The sequence below is a fragment of the Candidatus Hodgkinia cicadicola genome, from assembly GCF_002774925.1.
This window is the reverse complement of record NZ_CM008769.1, coordinates 1-24,798: the sequence shown is the minus strand read 5'-3', so window position 1 is coordinate 24,798 and position 24,798 is coordinate 1. Positions and strand designations below refer to the sequence as shown.

Here is a 24,798-nt window from a genome sequence, read left to right as displayed (position 1 = left end):
GTAGTATGAATTAGTAGTCATCTGGATCTTCACATGGAAGATCAATTGGTTTGGTTCTCGCATATGCCATAATATTAGGATGATTTATTTCCTTGAACTTGTCATTAGCACTTAACAGTAATTGCCTAATACGTTCCTTCGTTAATCCAACATCCAAACCTATATCGCTAAGTGATAATTTATCCTGACTGAGTTTCTTCAATCTCACTGATCTTTCTTCGAACGGAGACATCAACGAAAGCTTAACAGTTGTCATAGAGTCATAAACATCTGTTATGTCTAGGTTCTCAGTGGGTTCAACAGTTTCAGTCTCATCAATCTCGATATCGTCGTCTGCAACAGTCTCATGTAGATCAGAATCATCAAAACAATAATCCAAAGATAATTTCTTAAGCTTAACCATTTTGTTGTCTGTACTATCAGCATTTCTGATATGTTTTAGTCCACCATTCTCATCAAGTATCTTCTGAATGATTTTTTGTTTCACTCATCATTTGGCAAATACAGCAAAATGTTGGTTATTCTGAAAGTTAAACCTGTTGATTGACATTAACAACCCTGTTGTTCCGATTGTAATTAACTCCGATCTCTGAATACCATAATCACAATATGCTGCTGAAACATTCATTGGTATCCATGAACATGCTTTAACCATTTGCCGTTTGGTTCTTCTAAAGATACTATCAATCTTCAACACCGAAACAAGATGTTCCAACGTTTTCTTTTGATGTAAACATGTTGATCTTATAACATCTATGTTCCGTTTAAAACATAACAACAAAACATGGAATAACTGCATAACTAAAAGATCAAGATCAAGTTTTATCAAAATGTTGACAATACATCAATGAGATCTCAATGAACTTCGATATAAAATGGCTTTGTAAAGCAACCTTATTAAGAAACATGTCTTACATTTACATGACTTAAACCAAGAGTTATTAACCGTCCCACTCCCATTTAAATATTGTATATAATTCCGTTCTTGTAAATAATTATCAATTTGAAAACAACAGTAACTATGTTGTTGTGATCAGTTGTTACTCACTCTTACATCTAATATTTCATAGACATCAAGAACACAACATTGTAACCCTTCCAAGATTTGATATAGAAATTTAGTTATTATCGGTGATTTGATGATGTTAATGAATAATATAAACTGTATCTTACAAATCATGTTATGAAGTTTTATTTCGGTTTTCTCTGTATAATCTATTTTAAAATTCATTTAAACATCTATTGATTCATTTGTTTGTTTTTTATTCAATAAGTAATCGGTTATTCCGAGTACAATCGACTAAATTGGTTTATTGCGTTTAACAACTGTGATTCCAACCAAATGAATATGTTCATGTAAACATAAACTAATATATGTTGGAACCATCCATCAAATTATTAGTACTTGATAGACCTTATGGTTATTGATCGAACGAGTTTCCATCTTATCTTCTAAATGTTCGATAAATTTCTTATAACTTCTATTGAATTTAATTATCAACAAAAACAAGGATATAGATGTTACTACCCGTTTTTTCTTGTCATTTAATGTTAAGAACCATCCCATCGAACCTGTTGTTAACAACACGATGAAAGTGTATCTCAATACCAATTAACAAGTCTTACAATTTCAATAGGAATTAATAGATCAATGAGAAATATCATAACATGAAGATCCAATGACACTTTGTTCCTACATGTTTTATGGCTAATAATTTCATTAACAACTACCAGTATTTAATCTATTACCTTACATTCCTACCTAATAAACACTACTAACAACATCCATACCCAACATTATGGGTATTACTTGTTCGTTGTTACCATCACTATCACATTATTACTACGAATTTGTTCATCTGTTACCAAATGCTGCAATTAAAACGTTGTTATCATCTCTACTTCCCTCATCTATTACCTCTAACCTTTTATTACCTCGAAGTATATACATTTTCATCACTAAACAAATCCTGCTAATAACATCCTATGTCCTCCATCAATGTTTCTATTTTCTGCAACCTACAACATACCTATATCCCTAGTTAATTCCACTGGATTTTGTTCAATGTGTTAACAACACCAACAGCTATATGTTATTATCGATCTAACATTTCAGTCACTTCGATTATCATTCTTGTTAGTCCAACCTTCGATCGAAAGTATCAAACTTATCATCGGAGTTAAATCTCTTCTATCAATATCTACCTATTATTCGATATTAGTAATCAATGACAAAATGTTAACCAACGTTGTTAATGTTTAATGTAACATTCGGTTCGAAACATTTGGTATACTAAAATCCAATCATAACAAGTATGATCTATCTTAGACACAACGTTGTAATACCTCGTCTAATTTTGTTGTTATCTCTGAATAAAAATGATGGATTCGATGTATCTGATACTATAACTACCTTCGAATAAATCATGGTTACTGATTTAATACTTTGTTTTATTAATTCTAAAACAGTTCCATCATGATCTAAAACCTCCATGACCATTACAAAGGTATTTAAATCTATTATTATTTCTTCAACGTTGTTATCAACATACCTCGTAGACAACACATGTACTCGTTTATAAATTTCTAATCACTATCAACAACTAAAACTATTCTCTTTCATCGAAACCAACAACCACTAACAACATCCGAACATCTTGATCTACCTCACATTCATCTATGAAGTGTTTATTTCTATTCCTAAGTGTTGTTAATCACAACGTTGTTACCTTGTATATGTTTCGATGTTAATTAAATGTGTATCTTCATTCAAAGGAATCAATCATAATTGGCAACACTGATAAATCAGGTTTGTTGTTAATTCAAGTCCAAAGAACTTCGAATCGTCTACCTCCGAATCCAACAATAACATCAACCAAACATTTAGATCTATAAACGTTGTTCCAACGTACCACTTGTTGTCTTACGATATCCGAAGTTCAGTTCGTAACTTCTTGTAACCATCGTAACTCTTAAATCTACTTGATCCTGATACATTTACCCATTCGTTGATCTTGTTAACTCCGTCTCTGTTTACTTCTATCAGCTCTAATCCACTAAGAACAAACGATTGTGTTTGATATTAACAATCTACAATCTTGACAGGTTTGTTAGTGATTACAACCTTAACTAATTCTGATATGTTCTAAAGAAACCAAAAACCACAACAACCACCTAACACATATGCACTGGATTTTTGTTAATAGCTTAATTTGTTCAACAAACCATTAGAATTCATGGATTATATTTCCTTTCTTCGTTCAGAAGAACCTATGTTCAAGTATGTTTGTATTTACTTACCAACAATTTATAATAATCCGGAAGCATGTTGTTCAAGTCTTTAATTCGATGATCACAATTTAATCCAACACTTAAATAGTTTGACATGACTAATCGAATGTCAGAATGTTTCAATCAGATAAATCCTTCCAGGATGCATCACTTATCGTCACCGATATTACTAACACATGTTCGATCATCAACCTTCTCCATATTCCTAACCAAACAAATAGCATTGTTGTTTTCAATGCATCAAAACAGTTCCAATCAATAACATGTTTACATCCATGCTTAACAATGTGTTTGTTTATAACTCATCACATTTCATCGAATGAAACATTTCGATATGTTGACTCCAATGCATCGAAAGACACCAATTAAACCCTTACTTGTTGAAACAAAGACCCAACGTTGTTACGTAACAAACACTGTAATCCTGTTAGTTTTTAAGCTATTAATACCACTCATTCGTTAACTTTTATACAAGTTGTTAGTGTAACCTGATTGATAAATGTGATTTGAATTGAAGGTATTCGTCTCAATTGTGTTCACTACTGCTTCTGAATAATCTGAAATATATACTTCTTAATTATTATTTTGTTGTTTTATATCCGAAACATCGATGTTACTTCTATCTTCCAATACCGTAACACCTACCATTTAATCCAATCTTTGTATTGACTACCATTACACCATCCATTATTAACTTTCCGTTTCTTCTTCTAACTTCAACAATACCATATGAATATTAGTTTAATTAAATTTATATTGTCCGCTAATACTTCATCGTTAATCGTACATGAAATACCGGAATATTATAAACTATAAACAATTATGATGTTAACATATGCTTTTAACAACATCCTGACAACGTTGTTGTCCGATCCTATCTCATTCCGAATCTACTAACCCTTTACCATAACATACAACATCCTCTCTCCTTTCAATTCATGTACTTTCAGACATCTCACAACCTTCACCATCCAATCAATTGAACAACACCATCTGGTCCAAGATTACAACCAACAACATCATCTGTGTTTCCCTTATCCAACATGGATATAAACATAATGGTCATTTAACTATATATTTCATGCCAATCTTCGATCGAACAACAAGTTAATACCAATCTCTCTACCTCCGATATTCATGTATTCGGATGGAACAACGGCCATGCATGTTGTTTGAAGGTTTTGTTATCAGTTGTTTCTCGGTAATAAAACAACCTCATGTTGTTTGTTTATGTAAAATGTATCAGTAGTGATTAATCTTTCATCTAAATCTGGATGATTGACAGTACCAAAACCAACATCCACATGTTTTATTAAATTAATTAATGTATCTTTGAATTAGTGAACAACGAACAAATGGATTTGTACCATCTATTAGATCAATTATTCACATGCGATTACCATTCAGATCAACGTTCGGTTTCCTCACTTCAAACCTCCAGTTTCATGAAGTAACCGCATTTGTTAATATCGAGTATATCACTTTTAACAACTTTAACATATATTGTTACCAGGTTGTAACCTTTTAGCTTCTGAAATAAACTCGATTTTGTTGTTAAAATCAAAATCATTTGTTGTAACATCTAACATTAATCTGATACAACATCTATTAATTTGAAATACGGATTATATGTTAAATCCTTGACATTTTGTTGTTGTAAAGGTTGTTGGAAACAGTAATCAAAACAGATGTTAACACATTTCATATCAGCATTAGCACTGTTTACCGTTAAGACTAATTAAATTATTTGGTAACTCATGTTAATATCGGAAGATCATAATTCGGAACTGATGTAATTACCAAGATTAAATGATCCGATGTGATTGACTTGGGTTGTAAGTAACCGAATTAAAGAGACCATTAACAAATCTATTAATCATCTTGATATCTGATAAATGTGTTTGAACGTTGGAATAATCCAACACCCATGGGGTAAAAATAGTAAGAACTCATTGATTCTTGTTTTTATCTGACCGATATGGATGATGAAATTGTTGTTGGCAACAGTTCAATGAATTAATTCCAAATCTAACAACAATTATGATCAATGGTTGTATAAGAATAACAGTTTAATTAGAATTTTGGGAGATCGGATGTTGTTATTGATCCTTGGTAACGAACATCTCAATGTCAGATGTATATAAATTAATTTGGATTGTTGGAATTAACCACTCATGGTTATACTTTGTAACATCAGTTTATCTTAACATTCGTGTTATATTCAACAGATTAACAGATAAATTAATCATTCATCGTATATCGGAGTAAATTATATTGGTTTACAAATTGATTAATCGAAATGATTATGAGATTATAATTATGGTACAACAAAATGGTAACTTGGATGTTAAATTATGACAACAAAAAAACACAACATGTGGTGAATAATTGTGGTTGTAAATGAATATCTCGAATTATATCAACAACTAAGGATGTTTGAATTGGAATGAGATAAAATTTTGTTTGTGTTTGGAAACTATGTGATTAATTATCGTACATCTAATTTAAACATGGATTAATGGTTGGATAACGGAGTGTCATACGAACCATTCAAACAAACAGGGTTGTTAAAACCATTATTTGATTAATGTTACAAGAAATCATCACTTTGTTGTGAATTTTATATTATCATTGGGTAATAACTTAACACCATCTGATTTAGTGTAAGTATTCATATTAATGATTTAAAATCGGAATTATTATAAACATATTTATTGACAATGTTAGAAACTGAACTATGGTATTTTTGTTGTGATCTGTTACCAAAAATTAACAATCCAACTTCCATTATGTTGTCATCAAACATTTGTGTTAACACTGTTTATATGGTTGTTATTTTTAGGTTTCATTTCATCATTTTGTTAGCCATTAATGTGTTGTACTTTAGTTAATTATCACATTTTGTTATTTTCCCAGAATACTTATACCCAATCTACTTAGATGGTCATTACCGTCATTCATTTGTTGTAACGTTATTATGTTGTAACACTGAACTATGAGTAGTTTTAACAGTTTTAGAACAAAGTACAAATTTGTTATCAATAGGATCAATAATTGAACGGCCAACGAAGATGTGTTATCTAAGATAGAATCCATCATTTCGAAGCTTGGAAGAGCTGCTAAGGTTAAAGCCAATAAGACTAATCGTTTTATTTCAAAACTGAAACATATCAATAGCAACATGGATGTTGACAACAAGTGGTTATTTAATTAATAATCCCAGAAAGTTGATATAACAACGGTGCCTCTTTGTTGGCATAACCTCCATCCTATTCCTGTTGTTATTAATTTCGGTTCAAATCAATCCACTTACCTTCATCGAAGTTATCCTGCGGGATAACCTTATCAAACGTTCGTGTTTCTTGTTCTTAACACAACATAATTCATCATCAATATCTGGTTTCGATCGGTGTTTTTAAACCAACATCAACACCCACCCTACCATCCTGAACCTACCAGTAATGGTGGTAGAAACCTTAAGTTAACGTTGTTCCTGATGTGTGGTTTTAATTGACTAAACGTAATGCTTATGTAAATTTTTGTTGATGGTTAAACCTCATTGACCACTCACATATCGGCTAAACAACACCCATATCTCACAACGTGTGTTGTTCCGATCACAAAATCCAGAGATTAAACATCAGACAATTATGATCTCGTTTTAATGTGTACACAATAAGGTTGTTAATATCATATTCCATCAATATCATCGACAATTACTATCAAATCTATCATCGGTTGCTAATATAATTTCCAACACAACGACCAGTCTCATACTTTGGACGTTTTCATCGACAAACTAATCATAAGGTTGTTAAACCAACAAGTCATCTTCCGTTGATCTGGAATTAATCCAATCAAGTTACAACCACTATCAAATCTCATTCCATTAACCAATTCCAATCCAGGATTCAATACTTCGTTCCATCCATAGCAATTATTCCATCATTAACTACCCGTTGGAACATTTCGATAACATGTTTACCATTGATGGTTCTATCACTGTTTACAACAATTGATCAGATCTGAATAATTTCATCGTAAACTTGATAAGAATTTTTATAATTTCTTTTGATTAAATCAACACCGACTTGTTTCCACTTGCGGTATCTATTCCATCCTCTAACATTTAGAGACTAATATCTGGGTTATCAACGTTTGAATCCCAAATTTACCATCATTTTGTTGAACACCATGACGATAGTAACTGCGTTGCCAACGTTGTCAGCTTTCATTGGAGGTTGGTTAACAGTTTAATTCCGATACCTCTATGTACACCAATTGGGATTATTTCGTTGTGTCAGTGTTGCTTCGGTGTTTAGATTTGTTGGTAATCATGTGTTGGTTGTCAATGACAAAGGTTGGACTAACCGAACCTAAGGTTAATTTAATAACACTTTGATACCACGTTGGACCGAACCAACATGTCGTTTCTTAGTGTTGTTCTGAGATTCGATATGCTATCCGTTAGTTATAGTTCATTTATATCGAAACAACAAGGTTATCGGTTGTCAACAACAACATCCGATGTATTGAGTATATCCCTTTCTAATGAATTAAGAGCATACCTGTTGTTCCGATGAGTGATAACCTATAACGATTGTTGAAGAATGGAAGGTTGATGTTAACGACTACATCAAGTACAAAATTTGAAAGAACCAGATCATGGTATTAATCATCAACTTCGGAGGCTAATATCACCTTTATAATCGGAAACCATGATGTTGATAGCAGATAGAGATGGTTAAACATGAATCGAATTCTTTTGAACTGAAACATGTGGATGTTAAACAAACGTTTAAAACAAGTACATATTAGCCGATAGATATCAGAGATTATAACAAAATAAATACAGATGTAAGACCATGGATGTTGTGACCGGATTTAGATAAATTAAATTACTGAGGTAAGTATGAAGATATGGTTTGTATGTGTGTTGTTAATGATTATTGGTTAAAACCAAGGATGATAAACAATGTTTAAATAAGAAATAAATGTGAATATGTTTGCGATGAGTTAAACCGAAAGGGGTAATGAGAACATTGTTCGGATCATTCGTTGTTAGCCAAAGTTTATCAGATAGGATAGATTATGAAAGATATATTATAAATGTTATACAGAAGGTTTATGCTAATCGAAGTTCTCCTCTTATTTCGTTGTTAATGAGATGTTGTTATAACCGAATCTTTGTATGCTAAAGATGTTTTATTCGTTGAATTTAACTTAATTGTCACCTTGTTGTGAGTGGTAAACACTTAACTGAGAAAGACTTGTGTTGGAACACCCACTAACACATTATATGGTAATACCTGTTGTGTTATGATCGTGTTTGTTCAAACGTTGACACAATAATCGATTTCAATTCTACCTAATACCGTACTGTTCGTTCCAACATTCGATCATGATTGTACTTCTGGATGTTGGTGTGTTAAGATCTAATTGGTTGGCCGATAGATCCTAAGGTAATTCCATGCATTAATGTAACATCATCTCCTATCTTTACTTGTTGACTTATATCTGTGTTATGGGTATGGTCTAAGACCAACCTTTGTTAAACACATACTCCATGATCGATCTCTATACCATAATTCATTCTGATATGTTTTTAATACTGTTATAAAATCGAACAACAGGTATGGCCTGTTCAAAGATACCACTTTAAATCTTGGTTTCAACATGAAATCGATAAATGAACAACATGGAAGATCTCGTTTGAGGTTGGCTAACAAATCATCAATAATTGAACCCAAACAAACCAACGTTTGATGCATTAAGTTAATATCGGCATTGGTTTACTTAACTTCAAGCCAACCATTATTGGCCAACATGGTGAACCAAAAACATGGTTGGAACTGTTTGTTTTTATTGATTTATCTCGATCTAAGTTCAAGTTTATGACCGTTGGTTCAACAGATAATCTAGAAGATAATAAATTTATCCAATTATCCGGTTACGATCAAAGTGTTGTTCAAATCAGTTATTAAATCATCAACATCGTCTAATCCGATCTGTAGTCTTATTATTGGGTAAGTGGATTCGGTTCCAAATAACCTATGTCTGATAACAAACAACGAAGTTGAAGTTTTGTTGTCATTATAAACACCATCCGTTTTAATAACCACTAAGTTGCTTAGAAATCTTTTACATTTGTCAATTGAATTTTCATTTAACTTAATGGATATTGTGTTACTTTGGAGGTTGTAATTTTGTTGTCAAAGTCCATGATCGGATGAGCTTGGTAATGCTGGACAAAACGCTTGGCATAAATGTCTCATCGTATACAAATGTCTACAGAGTTTCATGATCGGATTATAACGGTGATACAATCGGAAGATGGAAGTGTTTAAATTTTTGAGAATGGATAACAGATCACAATTGTCACATGTTAAATCAACGAGATTTTTGAACTTTATAAACATATGTGATCAAGGTTTTTGTTGTTGATATTGATGTAAGATCGGTGTTCGGCCATCTTATCAAATATTTTATTAAACCACAGATCGATACATCCACACCAATGTATTCAATGGCTTGTAAATCAGAGGTGTTGCTCATGAATTATCCATTGATATAATGCATTTATCGGACCGTTGTTTAACATATTTACAGATTTTATCGATATCCAATACCTCGAACGTATCCGAACACGGTGATTCTAAATGAATTAACTTGGTGGTTGTTCTAAGTTAATGTCTTTAAGGTATACTCGTCTCTGGGATTGAAATAACCAACGTTTATGTTTAACTTCGATAACATATTACAGAATTCTTTCAAAGGATAATAAACTGAATCAGTTATCAACACATGATCACCGGGATTAAGCAAAAACAAAACTGTCAACGTTGTTGCTGTTAATTCTTGAACTTGTTAATATCGTGCTATCGGAGTATTCTAAAATAGTAATTGTTGTGCTTAAGTTATGAACAGCGGATGATACCCAATGTTGGCTATCGGTTGCCATTGATCTGATAATATCAGATGGTGTTTTGGTTTGAAACGTTCAGTCTTTCACAAGGTTGTTGTAAATTATGTTTAAAGCATTAATCGTATAAGCAAGTTCCGATCTCCTCTTCATTGTAATCATTCTAGTTATATTAATATCCTCTTTAGTATCTTCCATTTTAATATCTATATACTGACTTCTCGTTGTCCATCATTAGTATCCGAATAAACATCTTTACTATCGAAGCTTAAACACCTATTGTTGTTGGTATCCATAGAATTAATAACATGTTACTTACGTCTACAACGTTTGGTTGTTCCATCAGCATCACCATCATCATCGGTGTCTTCATCTTCATCTCCCTCCTCACTATCTTTACCTTCATCATCATCTTCTCTCCCATCTCCATCATCCCTATCTGTGTTGTTAACTACAACATCCTTGCCATCTACCTTATAAACGTTTGATAATATCACCAATAAAATTGTAAGATAGAACATCAATCATCTCTGATCTGTTAACGAACACAGGAACCTTAAAATCAAGTTTAACAACCAATCCCGTATACTCTTTAACATTGACATTATGTAATTGTTTATCTTGGATAGAATTAACATTAGTTATCGGAATGTTTAAATGTGTGTATGTTTTATTGATGTATCGTGTTAGTTAACTGGTAATCACAACGTTCGGTCATATCCTTGTTGTTATGACGGTTTCATCTAAACCAATAGAATTCTGGACAGTTGTTTCATTGATCATTCATGGTTCATGATTTAATCACCAGGATAATGCCACTTCCATGCTCATATGTTTCCTCGGTGGTTGCAACAGACTTGTGATTATCGTTTGTGATATTAGCATGTAACGGTGTAGAGACCATAATTGTTGTGTTTGAATCTGACATATCGGATCGTTGTAATAGTGTTAACTTGGACCAACGTCAACGTCCACTTCAAACTTCGGGATCATGGGCGTTTGGTTCAGCAACGGTCAGATGTGGATCTGGTTTGATTGTTTGATTTTTAATCTTTGATTCTGATTCAGATATAATACTAAGTTTAATATCATTTGATAATGACGATACATTAACCAACGTGGTAGGAATTTTATCTAATCCAGTAAACATGTATTGGTTGATTGGGGTACAAACGGTGTTTGGTTCGGAGTTACAATCGTTTTGTATACTTCTGATGAGTTTATGATGGTCGGTTGTTGTTAACAAATCAATAAAAGTCAACAGAATCGTTTTCACCACTAACAAACAGTCAGTCATTGACGATTTCAAATTATCAACAAAACCAATCACAGGTATTAATAATCTTTCTTTTATTATATCTAATAAACAAGTTAAAATCTTGTTCAACCTAAACATTGTAATAGATTGGATATTTATCAACAAGATCCGATACCTCCATCCTTGTCCTTGTTTTAAGCGGTAGTGATACCTCATCTCTGTTTTTATCTCTAACAAAACATCATACTACCATGTTAGCTATCCTCTCAAGTCTTTACCTTGTTTAATTCTCTTCTCGATGTACATGTTAACGTACCAACTTTAAACCAGAGGTAGTATTGATCGATAGTAGATCATTTTGATGTTGTTTTTATTTGCTGTGATGTAACATCGGTCCAACAAAGAGGTCACTTGCTTACCAGTAATCCCAAGGTTCTATTAAATCTATCATGACTAAGTGATTATCTGTTCTATTCGAAACAATGTCTATTTCGTTGTTCTTGAATCGTTCAACCATGGTCTTAGTATTTCCAACCATAGGTTTTGTTCATGTTCTATACTTATTCTTGTTGTTTGTTAAGGAATACCACTGCTTTAGTGGCCATAATGGCCATCATCGGTTCATCTTTTTAATCTTGGTAACACCGCATTAGATAAACGATTGGAGTAATTCCCGTTTGTTTGATAATATCAATCTGCTATGGTGTCCTCTCAAGGACTTGGACGTTGCGGTTGTAACAACATCACAACGTTCGATTGGTGGAGATTGTAATCCGATAACAATTAGACCAATAATATGTAAGATGTTAGTAAGTAGAAACGAATCAACTATATCAGCTACTCTTCTGAAACCTTTATTAACCTATTGGTCTTGGATATGAGGATGTACCAACGATTATAAGCTTCAAGGTCTATATCTTATGACAACGTTTAGAACCTCATTCATATCGATTGTATCAGTTTTAAGATCAACAACCATATGATACACTATTGAATCACATTCCGGATATATTCAACTGTTGATCCATGTATCAAATGTCCACCACATTTAAGATCCATTCCCATGATAGCATCTTTCAATGACAGAAGCAACAACATAACTGTTTGATTCGTTTGGCTGCCAGAATGTGTTTGAACGTTGGCATGTTTACATTTGATCAAACGTTTGGTTCGATTTGTTGTCACTTTCTCTAACTCATTGGTGAACAAACAACCTCCATAATACCTATCTCTAGGATAATCTTTTCTACATATTTATTGATGAGGACATCGTTATTGAGTTACCAGAACAACCTTCGAATCAGAATTCTCTGAAGCTGTAAGGTTCAAACTTGTGGTTTGTCTAATGAGTTCTTGTTTTTTCAATATCAATTCAATCAAAACATCAAGTGTTGATAGACTTGTTTTGAAGAGTGGATTTACCATAACAACGTCCATGTTAACTTGTTGTTTGAGATATTATGGTTAAGAACCACTAACTCATATTCGTTTGATGATGTTATTCATCGATGAAACATGAAACGTTCGAACATTGAAGATGTTGTGTAATGTTAATGGGTTATGTTCGGTTACAATCCTGATCTATTCAAAAGAACAACAAAATGTTGTTAATGTAAGACATTGGAACCATGACATCGGATACTATAACACCGATTGTTTGTAATCACTGATTTAATAATCGGAACATCTAAATGTTTGGATTAATTTATAACAACAAATAAACATCAACGAATGGAACCACATATAAATTGGTTAACAACGTTGTGAAACGTTTATAGAGTTATTTGTATTTATTAATGAGGTTTATTCGTTCGTTTAGTATACTCGTAACCGATGTCTTATATGGTATATTCAAGTGTTCGGGTTGTTTCAACTGTTTCTTGTTAAACCAAAGATAGATCGATAATTAACCATAACATCATAAGTTTCGATAAACATGATAAACAAAATGTGTAAGGAGGTGTATCGGTTACATCCCGTTGGAGGTTGGTTGTTGTTTAATATGGAAATAAGAAACCGATGTTAGCACATGATTTTGGTAGATGTTTTGTTGTATTAAATAACCAAATAGCTATTGAAATGATGAGGATGTTGAACGATTGGAGTTCCATAACAGCTTGAAATTTTTGGTCTAAGAGTTCGGTTCAAACGTTTTATTACCATTACTTACAAATATTTCTTGAACATATTTATCTAACAACATCCAATGTTTGAATATCTTATAACCCAATCCTGGTTGCTATCGGTTCCACATGAATGAATGTTTATTGAGTTTTTGTTTGTTTTGCCAACAAAGATCCGATCAAGAACATCTATAGTTAAATGGTTAATCAGTATTACCATAATATTGGCCAGATAAAGGTTAATACTTGTGATCTGTGGTGGTTAATTTATCAAACAAACCATCATGGTTCGGATCGAAACAACGTGATGGTAGTTTTATGGTTTAACCAACGTGAATTCAATATATATCACCAAGTAATAGTGCTGGATTTTTGTTGTTTTAAATTACATCGATTAAAACATCCAAATATATCGGTTGTTGTTAATATTAGATAGAAATAGAGATCAGGATTGATGATAATGGTTTCATAAGAAACAATTTATTTAACGAAGAAGATGTTAACACTTCGATGGAGATTAGTCAACGGTCTTGGTGTTTCATAATTTCTTTATCGGATGAATTAAGTATCAAACAGGGATACAATGTTAACTTTATTATTTTTTAATTAAGAATATCAATTCTGTGAATATCTTAACCAACATTTCATGACTTTTAAAAATTGTACACCATATGTGGTTATAAATACGATGTACCTTCATTGATATGCCAAAATATTGTAGTTGATCGATGAAATATTCATTTTAACTATAAACATCTTGTGAATACTTGGTTATTATCCCCACCCATATTATCCATGAACATTGCTTGCCCGTTGTTAATCATAACTCAATTGAAACCATTATTTCCTTCGGAATTATTCATTCAACAACCATATAAACAAGAACTGGATAATTTATTGTCTTGAGTTTAATCCACCGATCTCACCTTCTTGTTGTATCCTTTCTTGTTATCCAACACATGCATACCAAATAGCTTTCAATAGCTCATTACAACCAGTTAGTTCAATCCATTAATGATGTTATGCTCATGGCTTCAGTATCACCTTGTTAACATCAATCTGTTTGAATTAAGGTGATGACCGTTGTTAACATCGACATGTTTAGGAACCGAAATATATCAGTTATGATCATGTTTTTATATTATTTTAGTTACTAACATCGGAACTCATGTTCGGATCTTTATCTATCGAGATTATAACATGGTTACTACGTTGATTCTCCTTATGATAACGATTTAACAATCTCCATGAAGGATAACATCCGAAGAATAACTTAAATCTTTAATCCATAATACTAACCAATGATAACTTCATAATGTTTTATAATCGTTTAAGGTAATCTTGTTGTTATTAATCGAGGTAGTATAATAGTTGATAGTGGTGTTCGTTTTCACGAAGATGTTTAAACCAATCATAAGAAATGTTTACAACCAATGAACTCCTTAATTTGTTGGTTTCATGTTCGTTTGTTAAGATCAGTAGTTTTGTGGTTTAATCAGACATGTAATCGTTTGTTAATAAGATGAAGTATCAATTTAATGTATTAAATATAAAACATTTGTTACTCCAAACCATTAGATGGATAACCTGATATCATTGTTATCATTTCGATCTCCATTTATACTAATTTGTATTATCTCAATAACAAAGAATGTTATCATTACATCAATCATTACAACCAGTTCATTCCTGTTTTGTTGTTGTTAGTACATAGATACCAATTGGTTAAACAATGTGTTACTTAAAACAAAATAACTGTTGTTGGTTCAACCATGGGATGCTTGTTTATCACAAGCCCGATGCTTAAACATTCATCGTTTAAACCAACGTTTACATCTATATTATTTCTATCTTTAATTCGATGTTCACTTGTTGGTTTAATAATTTGTTTAATAATACCATTGATCGGTACTTCAATACTTACAACCTTGGTATACCAAAGTAAATGAATCATAATTTGTGATATAAACAACACAGGTTTGTTCGATGTTATTTTGTTGTAATGGTATCAGATCTTATGATCAAAAGATTAAATCAAAACTGTAATTACCATTCTCTTTGTTAAAAACTGAACTCACTAACACTTAAGTTCAACAATTCATGTTATCATGGATGGTAAAAGGATGTTGTTGTTTAATATAAATAATTGTCCGTTAATATCGAAATGATGTCAATTATTATGAATTATAGTATATATTTTTTGATTTAATTCAAGAGTGTTATTTATAAACTGGCTAATATTTGATCAATAGCATCGGCCAACATCATGGGTGTTGTATCTCATTTTTCTCCATTGGTCATATCATGTTAGTCCGTTTTAACTACAACATCGTTCGGTTGTTAATATTAATATGATTTACTATGAGGTATAACATATCGGATGTTAATCTATCCTGATTTATTACCCACAACGTTGTAACATGTTGCACGTTGTTACCATCTCCAACATGGAATTAATAGATTTATTTCATGTTATAAAGCCGCTTCTAATGCTTACACTGTTTACTTACACAAGTGTAGATCTAAGTGTCAATGAACCAACGGATGATCGATTTATACAACCATCAATGTAATTATTTGTTCATGGAAATAAAACCTTGATACCAAGATCTATATATCCGTGTTTATATGTTGGTTTTGTTGTTAAATCCCAACAAGATGGGAATACAATGAGGTAATTAATACATCGATTTCTAATAATATTCTTGTACAACATTGAAGTAATGAAATAACAACAGGTTATAAGTTTCGTTAATGGGATGTTGAAATCGATTGGTTTTAATAATCGAAGTAATGATTCATTCGTAATGACCGATGTTGGGTTACATAATTAATCTGAATGTTAGAATGTTTATGATGTTATTATCAACCTCTGAATATATATTACTCTCAGTAGGTAAAGTAAACTAAACGATGTGATTGGTTTGTTAATTGATTATTCAAGTGTTTGACATTAGGTTTTGATTAATATTTGTTATAATTTTCGAGATATTAGTACCAGTTAGCTGAAATATGTTACCATACTTACACATCTGGCCTATCAACGTGATAATCTGTCACTTCTCTTAATAGAATGTGTTTTCGGTTTAGCTTCCGGCTTAGATGCATTCAGCTGTTATCTATTCCATACTTAGCTATCCTGCCATGCCGTTGGCAACGACAACAGGTAGACCAGAGGTATGTCCATCTCGATCCTCTCGTACTGGAGACAGGATCCGTCAACATTCTTTTTCCCACGGCAGATAGGGACCGAACTGTCTTGCGACGTTCTGAACCCAACTCACGTACCGCTTTAAATGGCGAACAGCCATACCCTTGGGACCTTGTTCAGCCCCAGGATGCGATGAGTCGACATCGAGGTGCCAAGCAACCCCGTCGATAAGAACTCTCAGGGGTTATTAGCCTGTTATCCCCGGCGTACCTTTTATCCGTTGAGCAACGTCCCTTCCACTTGGATCCGTTGGATCACTATGACCGACTTTCGTCTCTGCTTGACATGTCTGTCTCGCAGTCTAAGCAGGCATATGCCATTGTACTCTACTGACGATTTCCAACCGTCATGAGCCTACCTTGTGCACACCTCCGTTACTCTTTAGGAGGCGACCGCCCCAGTCAAACTACCCACCTTGCATTGTGTTACATCAAGATTGACTTGTAGTAATGAAGATGTTGTTTGGCAACAGGATGGTGTTTCATTGGCAGCTTACGTTGAGCTAACGTCCAACGGTTATCGCTTACCATCTACACTGTACAATTGACCAAAATACATCGATACAAGGTTGCAGTAAAGGTGCACGGGGTCTTTCCGTCTTGCCGCAGGTACCCCGCATCTTCACGGGGATTTCAATTTCACTGAGCTTGTGCTGGAGACAGCGGGGAAGTCGTTACGCCATTCATGCTGGTCGGAACTTACCCGACAAGGAATTTCGCTACCTTCGGACCGTTATAGTTACGGCCGCCGTTTACATGGGGTTTCATCCAAATGCTATACACATCCGAACTTCACTTGCCAGCACCGGGCAGGCGTCAGACTCTATACTTCATCTTACGATTTTGCAGAGTCCTGTGTTTTTGGTAAACAGTCGCTTCCCCCGTTTCTATTATACCCAACCTTGGTTACCCAAAGTCAGGTTATGTTTCTCCCGAAGTTACACATACAATTTGCCGAGTTCCTTCAGCACAATTATCTCATACACCTTGGTATACTCTACCTGATCACCTGTGTCAGTTTTTGGTACGGTCTATATCCACAAGCTGTTTCTTGTTAACAGTTAAACTTATGCCAAAACCAATCCTAATAAGGTTTGACAAAGTTCAAGTTAAGTCACTTGTGGAAGGTTCACGAATATTAACGTGATTGCCATCGATTATGCGCTTGCGCTTGGTCTAAGGTACCGACTAACCCCATTCGGAACAACCTGGAATGGGAATCCTTGATCTTTCGGTGTGAAAGATTCTTACTTTCAATTATCGTTACTCATGTCAACATTCTCACTTCCGATGCCTCCAACAACCCTCACGGGTTGTATTCCTTGGCTTACGGAAAGCTCTGCTACTGCGTTTGCTCGATTGGCAACGCCCTTGACTTCGGTACTGAACTTAGTCCCGTTACATTTTCGGCATGAACATCCATCAATCAGTGAGCTGTTACGCTTTCCTTAGATGATGGCTGCTTCTGAGCCTACATCCTGATCGTCTTCGAACATTCACCGCCTTTCTCACTTAGTTCAGATTTAAGGACCTTGATCGAAGGTCTGGGTTGTTTCCCTCTCCACTACGGACGTTATCGCTCGCAGTGTGATTATTGGTTAAATCCAACAACAGTATTCGAAGTTTGGTTAGATCAAACAAAATTATTCATTCTATTCATCCATCCAGAGCTCTACCCCTGTTGGGATACGACTAACAACCTACCTACATAGGTTTCGCAGAGAACCAGCTATCTCCGAGTTTGATTGGCCTTTCACCCCTAACCACAGATCATCCCAACGTTTTGCAACACGTACGGGTTCGATCCTCCAGTTAAATGGTGTTAACCTTCAATCTGTCCATGGTTAGATCACTCGGTTTCGGGTTTGAAGTTGCAAACTTTGTTGTTGCCCTTTGTGGACTCGCTTTCGCTTCGCTTAATTTCAATGTTAATAGCTCTGCTTGCAACAGCAACTCGTTGACCCATTATACAAAAGGTACGTCGTCAGGTCTTTGGACCCTCCGACTGCTTGTTAGCATCCGGTTTCAGGATCTGTTTCACTACCCTGTTCGGGTTCTGTTTCACCTTTCCCTCACGGTACTAGTTCACTATCGGTTGTGCATATATATTTTGGCTTAGAAGGTGGTCCTCCTATCTTCGGACGAGATTCGTTGTGTCTCGTTCTACTTTATTCGTAGTTTTAATGCCAACAAAGTAAGGGCTATCACCTTTGTTTGCTTGTTGTTCCAAACAATTGGTTGTTAACATTATCACAACAGCCATGGTCTGGTTTCACTCGCCGCTACTAACAGAATATCTTAGATATATTTTCCTACAGGTACTAAGATGTTTCAGTTCCCTGTGTTCATGACACCTTGGATCAACGACCAAGGTCCTCTATGACAAGAGGATAATTATACTTCATATCTTCCATATATCGTCAATTTATTATGCATACCAAGGCATCCACCAGATGCCCTTAGCCATTATAACAACATTAACAAAAAAATGAAGTATAAAAAACAATGAAAAGGATGAAGCCAACGTTGGTGGTTTGTTCTTATTAATATATGTGTAAATAATTGTTTAAAACAGAAACCTAATCAATTGTGATACAAAATTCTGATGATTTTAATTAAGTTTTAATCGATACACATTTATAATTCGTATTCATTTATTAATAAAACACTGCCAAGTCTAAGTTGGCAGCGGTGGTTAGATGGATTATACCATCAGTATTTTGTTTTCCAACAAATGTTTCTAAACAGTAACCACTTCCCCATAAGTATTCACATAATTCGTAAGTATCATTGGTTGCCATAATACTTATGGAGTAATTAGTTCAATTTAAATATAAATATTCACTAATGTTCAATAATTTTATTAACCAAATGCTTAGTTAACATAAATTTCAAGCATACATGATCTTGACTAAAGACCACGATTTCGTTGTTTTCAGCCACAGGTTCCCCTACAGCTACCTTGTTACGACTTCACCTCGGTCATCAACCTTACATTGATTTCTAAATCTAGAACCTTCGGATAAAGTTGGTTCCCATGGTGTGACGGGCGGTGTGTACAAGACCCGAGAACGTATTCACCGTGGCATGCTGATCCACGATTACTAGCGATTCCTGCTTCATGTACTCGAGTTGCAGAGTACAATCCGAACTAAGACAACTTTTTGAGATTAGCTCCACCTCACGGTATTGCGACTCTTTGTAGTTGCCATTGTAGCACGTGTGTGGCCCAGCCCATAAGGGCCATGATGACTTGTTGTAATCCTCACCTTCCTCTAATTTTTGTTAGCGGTCTCCATAGAGAGCCATTAATTTGTTTGGCAACTATGGATAAGGGTTCCGCTCGTTATGGGACTTAACCATACATCTCACGACACGAGCTGACAACAGCCATGCAGCACCTGTTCAAGGTATTCTTACTTTGTTTGTAAGTGGCATGTTGTTTCCAACATGTTTAACCTAAAATGTCAAGAGCTGGTAAGGTTCTTCGTGTAGCTTCGAATTAAACCACATGCTCCACCGCTTGTGCGGGTCTCCGTCAATTCCTTTAAGTTTTAGTCTTGCGACCGTAGTCCCCAGGCGGAGTGCTTAACGCGTTAGCTATACAATCAAACATAAACATGCAACCTTTAGTATATCCGAAGACATACTTTTGGGGTTGTTATTTATGCTCAACTGTTAGCACTCATCGTTTAGGGCGTGGACTACCAGGGTATCTAATCCTGTTTGCTCCCCACGCTTTCGTACCTCAGCGTCAACTTAACCCAATGAACTGCCTTCGCCTTTGGTACTCCTCCAAATATCAACGAATTTCACCTCTACACTTGGAATTGTGTTCACCCCTATTAAGTTCATAGTTATGCAGTATCAACATCAGCTATGAAGTTAAGCTTCAAGATTTAATTGTTGACTTATATAACCGCCTACATACCCTTTACGCCCAATAATACTGAACAACACTCGCTCCCTTCGTATTACCGCGGCTGCTGGCACGAAGTTGGCCGGAGCTTTTGTTTAATTACTATCATCATTATCACTAAACAAACAGAGTTTTACAGTCCAAAGTACATATTCTGTACCTCTTTTTTAGACCTTTATCACTCATGCGACATGGCTGGATCAGGCTTCCGCCCATTGTCCAATATTCCTCACTGCTGCCTTCCGTAGAAGTTTGGGCCTTGTCTCAGTCCCAATGTGGCTGTCCGTCCTCCCAGACCAGCTATAGATCTTGGCCTTGGTAGGCTTTTACCCCACCAACTAGCTAATCTACCGCAAGCTCATCTTGTTCCGAAATATTCTTTACCTGTTGCAGGAGTCATACGGTATTACTTCAAGTTTCCTTAAGCTATCCCGTTGAACAAGGTAGATTCTCACGTGTTACTCACCCGTTCGCCGCTAACAACCTGTTAAGGTTATCCGCTCGACTTGCATGTGTTAGGCCTGCCGCCAGCATTCGTTCTGAGCCAGGATCAAGCTCTTAATAATCTAAGTTCAACACCAAATTAGTACTGAACTCAGTGATTTGTTTTAACATTCTTATATTTGGAAACAAAAAAACCAAACATTTAAGTACTAAGTTTTTAATATCTTATAATATATAGCAATAATATATATATAATAAAAAAAATCTAAGAAACATGAAACATGTGACAACACGTGATCACATTTAAGCGTATGTTTTAATCGCTTCGGTTACATAGCAATCAGAATTCTGTAAACGTCAAGTATGATCTACAAACCATATCATAATTAATTTGAGGTCGGTTCACTGTTATTATAATTTTATTACTTATAACCACAAGCTAATTTAGCTACAACGTTGTGGATCGTTAAAACATATCCTCGTTTTTTTAATTAATAAATGAATTTTATCATGTTATTGGGTATTACATCCGAAGTTTGATAACATTTACTATAGATAATTGAGGTATTTATGGCATCGATAATACCTATTGATTTATGACCAGCAATACCAACACACACCATGCATCTGCATGTCAACATTAAAACAACATTCGACTAACAGCTTCAATAAATAGACACAAACGTACTAATGACTCGTTTTTTAAGTTTTATTAAAGCTATGATGTTTATACTCAATTCTTATTTCTTAATTACTTACAACGAACAACGAGTACTTGAACAACCAATTAGAAGTAAAAATTTTGGTTCTTTTATCAATTACAAATTCTATTAAATTAAACTAATATGTTGAATGTATTATTAATTTATACATTTTGTTGTCACGGCCATCGGATGATGATTATATATTTATCTTGATTTTGTTGATAAAAAAACAGATCCATGCTTAATGAATTCTGTTTGACTGTTTGTTTACAATTTTATGTTTAATAACAAAATGTATCCAACTTCTTGTTGTTATAATAACGATTAACAAGTTGTATGATTATTTAAATGAAGATCTATGTTAGGAACCATCAGATGATTACTTAGAGCCAATTGTAGATGATAAATGCAAATCAAAGTGGTATGATGTTTCAAAAGACTTAACAAACCCATAAGTAGTTGAAGAAATTGATGGTTACAACGTTGGCATCAGACCAACAAAAAACCAAAGGTTTCGATAAAACAGGAAGAAATCCTGTTAAAGTATTAGATATTATTGATGTTAAATGCTAATGATGATCAAATGACCAGAACCATATCACAAATTAGCAACTGAAACATTCATCTGAACAAAACTCTTAACTGATTTTATATTTGGGTATATGTGTTCTACAGAAAACAACGGATTGTATAATGTTATTAAAAATATTAAACGAATTAATAGAAAAAACAACAAAATGACATGTTGGAAATATGTCTATGGTAATGTCACTAAAAACCAACACCAAATGTTTTTTAATAACAACGTTGCATGTGAGTTTAATTGTTTGAGATTATCAATCATCTGAATAATAAGAAACAACAAACAGATCTTGTTAAAACAATTCGAATCGAACGTTTAAGACATAGGTGAAAACTAATTTATCTTTATTATAACGAACTGATCGAACCATATTTAATAGCATTAAAAATCTAATTTCATGTTTATGTTATAATAACCACATGTTGTAATAAAACTAGAATGTTGTTAATTCCACGAATTTAATTCAAATATAAAATTATTTAATGTTAAAACCGATTAAACAAGTATCTTGTTGTTGGGTTTATTTTGATGTACGATATACACAACCATCGATGATGGTGTCAAATGAGGGAACAATTCATGTGTTGGATTATTTCAAGTAATCGTCATACAATGAAAGTTATATCAAATAATTAATGACATGGAGTTTAAAAGAGATGAAACATTTGAATGGTCCTAAACGCATGATCTAATGGGTTATCGTTAAATCATTAGCAGTACCATATGGGATTCAAAATTCTAAACATCTATATCCGTTGTTAACAATTAACCAAAAAATCCATGATAGAAGATATTTCAACGACAACTACCAAACGACCTCTCGATTCAATTGAATAGAGCTAAGAAAACAACACCTGAACATGAATCAGGTCATTAGTATAAATGTTTGAGTCCCTGTTTTTTTTGCGGATATTATCAACTGCAGGTTGTTTGTATTATGAATATGCAACATGTAATCCAAAGTTGAGATATTGATCTCGATGAATAAACTAATATGATCGATTTAATATCAGGATACATAAAATCATGGTTTGAATTAAACATAAACCTATCAGATATAACCATAAAGTGTTAGAATCAACAAAAAACAACAACGGAGATGCTTTCAATGATACTTGGCATAAAGATTGATGGATGATGGGTGTTGTATACCCGTTGGTAACAGATTGACAACAAACAGAGATAAGTATTAAGTTTCATAAATTTATGATAAAGAATATGTTTTAAGTTAAATTACACCATTCTCTGAAGGATATAGAGTATATGGCATGGATGAACCTTGTTAACATAAAAGATGTTGGATGTTGTGTCTGAAGTAGAAAGAATTACTTGTATTAATTTGTTGACTTTATTAGAAACACAGGATGTTGTGTACTTTCGAAATGTTTTCAAGATTATTAGAAACAGAAAGATGTTAACACAACAGAATGATGGTAACTCCGTTGAATTTGAGATCTTGATTTAACATTTGAATGTTATCGAACAAACAGATGGACTTCGAACATGTGGAACATGGTTGTAATTCGGGGATAGATGTACCAGAAAATATAATTACAACGAAGAAACAAGATGTTTTATGTGAACTAATCAAATGTTATTGGTTGAATAAGATGAGATCAATGCAGTCACAAACGTTGTTGCTTTTGCATGTTAACATTACAAATATGTAAGAAAACGTTTAGAAGTATGTATAAAGATTTATACCAACATAGCATGATGTCTAAGATTGGATTGTTGTTTGAAGACAATGATGAAATAACAGCGATGAAAACAAAAAAAGGATAAAAAAAGACATGGACGTTGGTTTTTAAATTAATATGTTCGATTCTAACAACAAGTGAAGATTAAACTTATAGAGTTTGATGGTTGTTGGGATTAATAAAACAGGAATAACGAATAATTATCTAATATTGATTGAAGGTAATGGTTCAGCTGAAGTATTAGGTCTGATGTTTCATGTAGGTGATACTAGATACGAAGATGTTAGGGTGTTGGGAGAATGGATAATCATGTGAAGAAGTTGAAGCAGGATCGTTTCGAGAAGTACATATCAATGTTTGATGGGAATAACAACAAAAAAACATAGATTTAGATTAACAGATGTTGTTGGTGTTTTAATTATTAGATAAAATGGTATAAATATGGTTAAAACATTGGAAACATTAAGAACACTTGGAACGTTGATAAACTGCCATTAGATGAAGAGAGACTTAGATGTTTTTTAATAAATGAATACATTACATCTAACGATGATGATGTCATGGATGATTACCTTTAACTAACAACAAAATATCGACAATATCTGTCTGGTTTATCTCTACTTGATTACTGAGGTGAACTTGGT

29 protein-coding genes, 2 rRNA genes and 1 pseudogene are annotated in these 24,798 nt (G+C 33.7%); 8 read left to right on the top strand and 24 right to left on the bottom strand.

Annotated features, from left to right (window positions below):
* Positions 1-10: 10 nt before the first annotated feature.
* The 8 genes from MAGTDC_RS00120 to MAGTDC_RS03985 form a co-directional block, all read right to left on the bottom strand.
* Complete coding sequence (locus MAGTDC_RS00120) at positions 11-1,102, bottom strand: sigma-70 family RNA polymerase sigma factor (protein ID WP_146656498.1); 1,092 nt, start codon at positions 1,100-1,102, stop codon at positions 11-13.
* A 198-nt stretch (positions 1,103-1,300) separates the two neighbouring features.
* Positions 1,301-1,567, bottom strand: coding sequence for a hypothetical protein (locus MAGTDC_RS00115; RefSeq protein ID WP_278046839.1), 267 nt, complete (start codon positions 1,565-1,567; stop codon positions 1,301-1,303).
* A gap of 753 nt (positions 1,568-2,320) precedes the next feature.
* Positions 2,321-2,566, bottom strand: coding sequence for a hypothetical protein (locus tag MAGTDC_RS00110; protein ID WP_192572886.1), 246 nt, complete (start codon positions 2,564-2,566; stop codon positions 2,321-2,323).
* A gap of 159 nt (positions 2,567-2,725) precedes the next feature.
* Complete coding sequence (locus tag MAGTDC_RS05120; protein ID WP_278046838.1) at positions 2,726-2,875, bottom strand: hypothetical protein; 150 nt, start codon at positions 2,873-2,875, stop codon at positions 2,726-2,728.
* A 514-nt stretch (positions 2,876-3,389) separates the two neighbouring features.
* Entirely contained in the window at positions 3,390-3,656 is a 267-nt protein-coding gene (locus MAGTDC_RS00105; protein WP_278046837.1) for a hypothetical protein, read from the bottom strand.
* 463 nt (positions 3,657-4,119) lie between these two features.
* Positions 4,120-4,311 (bottom strand): hypothetical protein, encoded by a 192-nt coding sequence (locus tag MAGTDC_RS00100; RefSeq protein ID WP_192572884.1) that lies wholly within the window; start codon positions 4,309-4,311, stop codon positions 4,120-4,122.
* 46 nt (positions 4,312-4,357) lie between these two features.
* Positions 4,358-4,504 carry a hypothetical protein gene (locus MAGTDC_RS03990; RefSeq protein ID WP_278046836.1) on the bottom strand — a complete coding sequence of 49 codons (147 nt, stop codon included), beginning with the start codon at positions 4,502-4,504 and terminating at the stop codon, positions 4,358-4,360.
* Positions 4,505-4,687: 183 nt separating this feature from the next.
* Positions 4,688-4,861: a hypothetical protein gene (locus MAGTDC_RS03985; RefSeq protein WP_192572882.1), complete on the bottom strand. Its 174-nt coding sequence runs from the start codon at positions 4,859-4,861 to the stop codon at positions 4,688-4,690.
* A 1,425-nt stretch (positions 4,862-6,286) separates the two neighbouring features.
* Here MAGTDC_RS03985 and MAGTDC_RS00095 point away from each other — a divergent pair.
* Positions 6,287-6,505: a hypothetical protein gene (locus MAGTDC_RS00095; protein WP_146656493.1), complete on the top strand. Its 219-nt coding sequence runs from the start codon at positions 6,287-6,289 to the stop codon at positions 6,503-6,505.
* Here the strand turns inward: MAGTDC_RS00095 and MAGTDC_RS03980 are convergent.
* Positions 6,494-6,640 (bottom strand): hypothetical protein, encoded by a 147-nt coding sequence (locus MAGTDC_RS03980; protein WP_192572881.1) that lies wholly within the window; start codon positions 6,638-6,640, stop codon positions 6,494-6,496. The two genes, MAGTDC_RS00095 and MAGTDC_RS03980, sit on opposite strands and share 12 nt — an antisense overlap.
* Positions 6,641-7,561: 921 nt before the next feature.
* On the opposite strand from MAGTDC_RS03980, the gene MAGTDC_RS03975 reads away from it, so the two are divergent.
* Complete coding sequence (locus MAGTDC_RS03975) at positions 7,562-7,729, top strand: hypothetical protein (RefSeq protein ID WP_192572880.1); 168 nt, start codon at positions 7,562-7,564, stop codon at positions 7,727-7,729.
* A complete protein-coding gene (locus MAGTDC_RS00090) occupies positions 7,716-7,919 on the top strand; it encodes a hypothetical protein (RefSeq protein ID WP_146656492.1) in 204 nt (67 codons plus the stop codon). Before MAGTDC_RS03975 ends, MAGTDC_RS00090 begins: the two co-directional genes overlap by 14 nt.
* 1,314 nt (positions 7,920-9,233) lie before the next feature.
* Here MAGTDC_RS00090 and MAGTDC_RS00080 read toward each other — a convergent pair.
* The 15 genes and pseudogenes from MAGTDC_RS00080 to MAGTDC_RS05110 all read right to left on the bottom strand — a co-directional run bounded on the left by MAGTDC_RS00080 (position 9,234) and on the right by MAGTDC_RS05110 (position 21,805).
* On the bottom strand, positions 9,234-9,710 hold the full coding sequence (locus MAGTDC_RS00080; RefSeq protein ID WP_146656490.1) for a PLP-dependent transferase: 477 nt from the start codon (positions 9,708-9,710) through the stop codon (positions 9,234-9,236).
* A gap of 262 nt (positions 9,711-9,972) precedes the next feature.
* Entirely contained in the window at positions 9,973-10,131 is a 159-nt protein-coding gene (locus MAGTDC_RS00070) for a hypothetical protein (RefSeq protein WP_192572879.1), read from the bottom strand.
* Entirely contained in the window at positions 10,109-10,411 is a 303-nt protein-coding gene (locus tag MAGTDC_RS00065; protein WP_146656487.1) for a hypothetical protein, read from the bottom strand. The genes MAGTDC_RS00070 and MAGTDC_RS00065 overlap by 23 nt, the downstream gene beginning before the upstream one ends.
* Positions 10,412-10,524: 113 nt before the next feature.
* Complete coding sequence (locus MAGTDC_RS00060) at positions 10,525-10,779, bottom strand: hypothetical protein (protein ID WP_192572878.1); 255 nt, start codon at positions 10,777-10,779, stop codon at positions 10,525-10,527.
* Between the two features lie 104 nt (positions 10,780-10,883).
* Positions 10,884-11,609: a hypothetical protein gene (locus MAGTDC_RS00055; protein ID WP_192572877.1), complete on the bottom strand. Its 726-nt coding sequence runs from the start codon at positions 11,607-11,609 to the stop codon at positions 10,884-10,886.
* Positions 11,602-11,724 carry a hypothetical protein gene (locus tag MAGTDC_RS05115; RefSeq protein WP_278046835.1) on the bottom strand — a complete coding sequence of 41 codons (123 nt, stop codon included), beginning with the start codon at positions 11,722-11,724 and terminating at the stop codon, positions 11,602-11,604. Before MAGTDC_RS05115 ends, MAGTDC_RS00055 begins: the two co-directional genes overlap by 8 nt.
* 1 nt (position 11,725) lies before the next feature.
* A complete protein-coding gene (locus MAGTDC_RS03970; protein ID WP_192572876.1) occupies positions 11,726-11,902 on the bottom strand; it encodes a hypothetical protein in 177 nt (58 codons plus the stop codon).
* Entirely contained in the window at positions 11,887-12,009 is a 123-nt protein-coding gene (locus tag MAGTDC_RS03965) for a hypothetical protein (protein ID WP_192572875.1), read from the bottom strand. The genes MAGTDC_RS03970 and MAGTDC_RS03965 overlap by 16 nt, the downstream gene beginning before the upstream one ends.
* Positions 12,010-12,120: 111 nt before the next feature.
* Positions 12,121-12,312: pseudogene (gene glyA, locus MAGTDC_RS05785) on the bottom strand (serine hydroxymethyltransferase); the annotation flags it as partial.
* Positions 12,313-12,458: 146 nt separating this feature from the next.
* The gene (locus tag MAGTDC_RS00040; RefSeq protein WP_146656483.1) at positions 12,459-12,725 is read right to left on the bottom strand and encodes a hypothetical protein; all 267 of its coding nucleotides are present in this window, start codon (positions 12,723-12,725) and stop codon (positions 12,459-12,461) included.
* 18 nt (positions 12,726-12,743) lie between these two features.
* A complete protein-coding gene (locus MAGTDC_RS03960) occupies positions 12,744-12,908 on the bottom strand; it encodes a hypothetical protein (RefSeq protein WP_192572873.1) in 165 nt (54 codons plus the stop codon).
* Positions 12,909-15,335: 2,427 nt separating this feature from the next.
* Positions 15,336-15,569 (bottom strand): hypothetical protein, encoded by a 234-nt coding sequence (locus MAGTDC_RS00035; RefSeq protein ID WP_192572872.1) that lies wholly within the window; start codon positions 15,567-15,569, stop codon positions 15,336-15,338.
* A gap of 996 nt (positions 15,570-16,565) precedes the next feature.
* Positions 16,566-19,277 (bottom strand): 23S ribosomal RNA (locus tag MAGTDC_RS00030).
* A 450-nt stretch (positions 19,278-19,727) separates the two neighbouring features.
* Positions 19,728-21,289, bottom strand: a 16S ribosomal RNA gene (locus MAGTDC_RS00025).
* Together the 16S and 23S rRNA genes form the textbook arrangement of a ribosomal RNA operon.
* A gap of 369 nt (positions 21,290-21,658) precedes the next feature.
* A complete protein-coding gene (locus MAGTDC_RS05110; RefSeq protein WP_278046834.1) occupies positions 21,659-21,805 on the bottom strand; it encodes a hypothetical protein in 147 nt (48 codons plus the stop codon).
* A 752-nt stretch (positions 21,806-22,557) separates the two neighbouring features.
* Between MAGTDC_RS05110 and MAGTDC_RS00020 the strand changes: the two genes are divergently transcribed.
* From MAGTDC_RS00020 to MAGTDC_RS00005, 5 genes are all read left to right on the top strand, one after another.
* Entirely contained in the window at positions 22,558-22,773 is a 216-nt protein-coding gene (locus tag MAGTDC_RS00020; protein ID WP_192572870.1) for a hypothetical protein, read from the top strand.
* Between the two features lie 707 nt (positions 22,774-23,480).
* Positions 23,481-23,681: a hypothetical protein gene (locus MAGTDC_RS00015; protein ID WP_146656480.1), complete on the top strand. Its 201-nt coding sequence runs from the start codon at positions 23,481-23,483 to the stop codon at positions 23,679-23,681.
* 67 nt (positions 23,682-23,748) lie between these two features.
* Positions 23,749-23,919, top strand: a complete 171-nt coding sequence (locus MAGTDC_RS03950; protein ID WP_192572869.1) for a hypothetical protein — start codon at positions 23,749-23,751, stop codon at positions 23,917-23,919.
* 25 nt (positions 23,920-23,944) lie between these two features.
* On the top strand, positions 23,945-24,124 hold the full coding sequence (locus MAGTDC_RS00010; protein WP_146656479.1) for a hypothetical protein: 180 nt from the start codon (positions 23,945-23,947) through the stop codon (positions 24,122-24,124).
* Between the two features lie 192 nt (positions 24,125-24,316).
* Positions 24,317-24,583, top strand: a complete 267-nt coding sequence (locus MAGTDC_RS00005) for a hypothetical protein (RefSeq protein WP_146656478.1) — start codon at positions 24,317-24,319, stop codon at positions 24,581-24,583.
* The last annotated feature ends 215 nt before the right edge of the window (positions 24,584-24,798 follow it).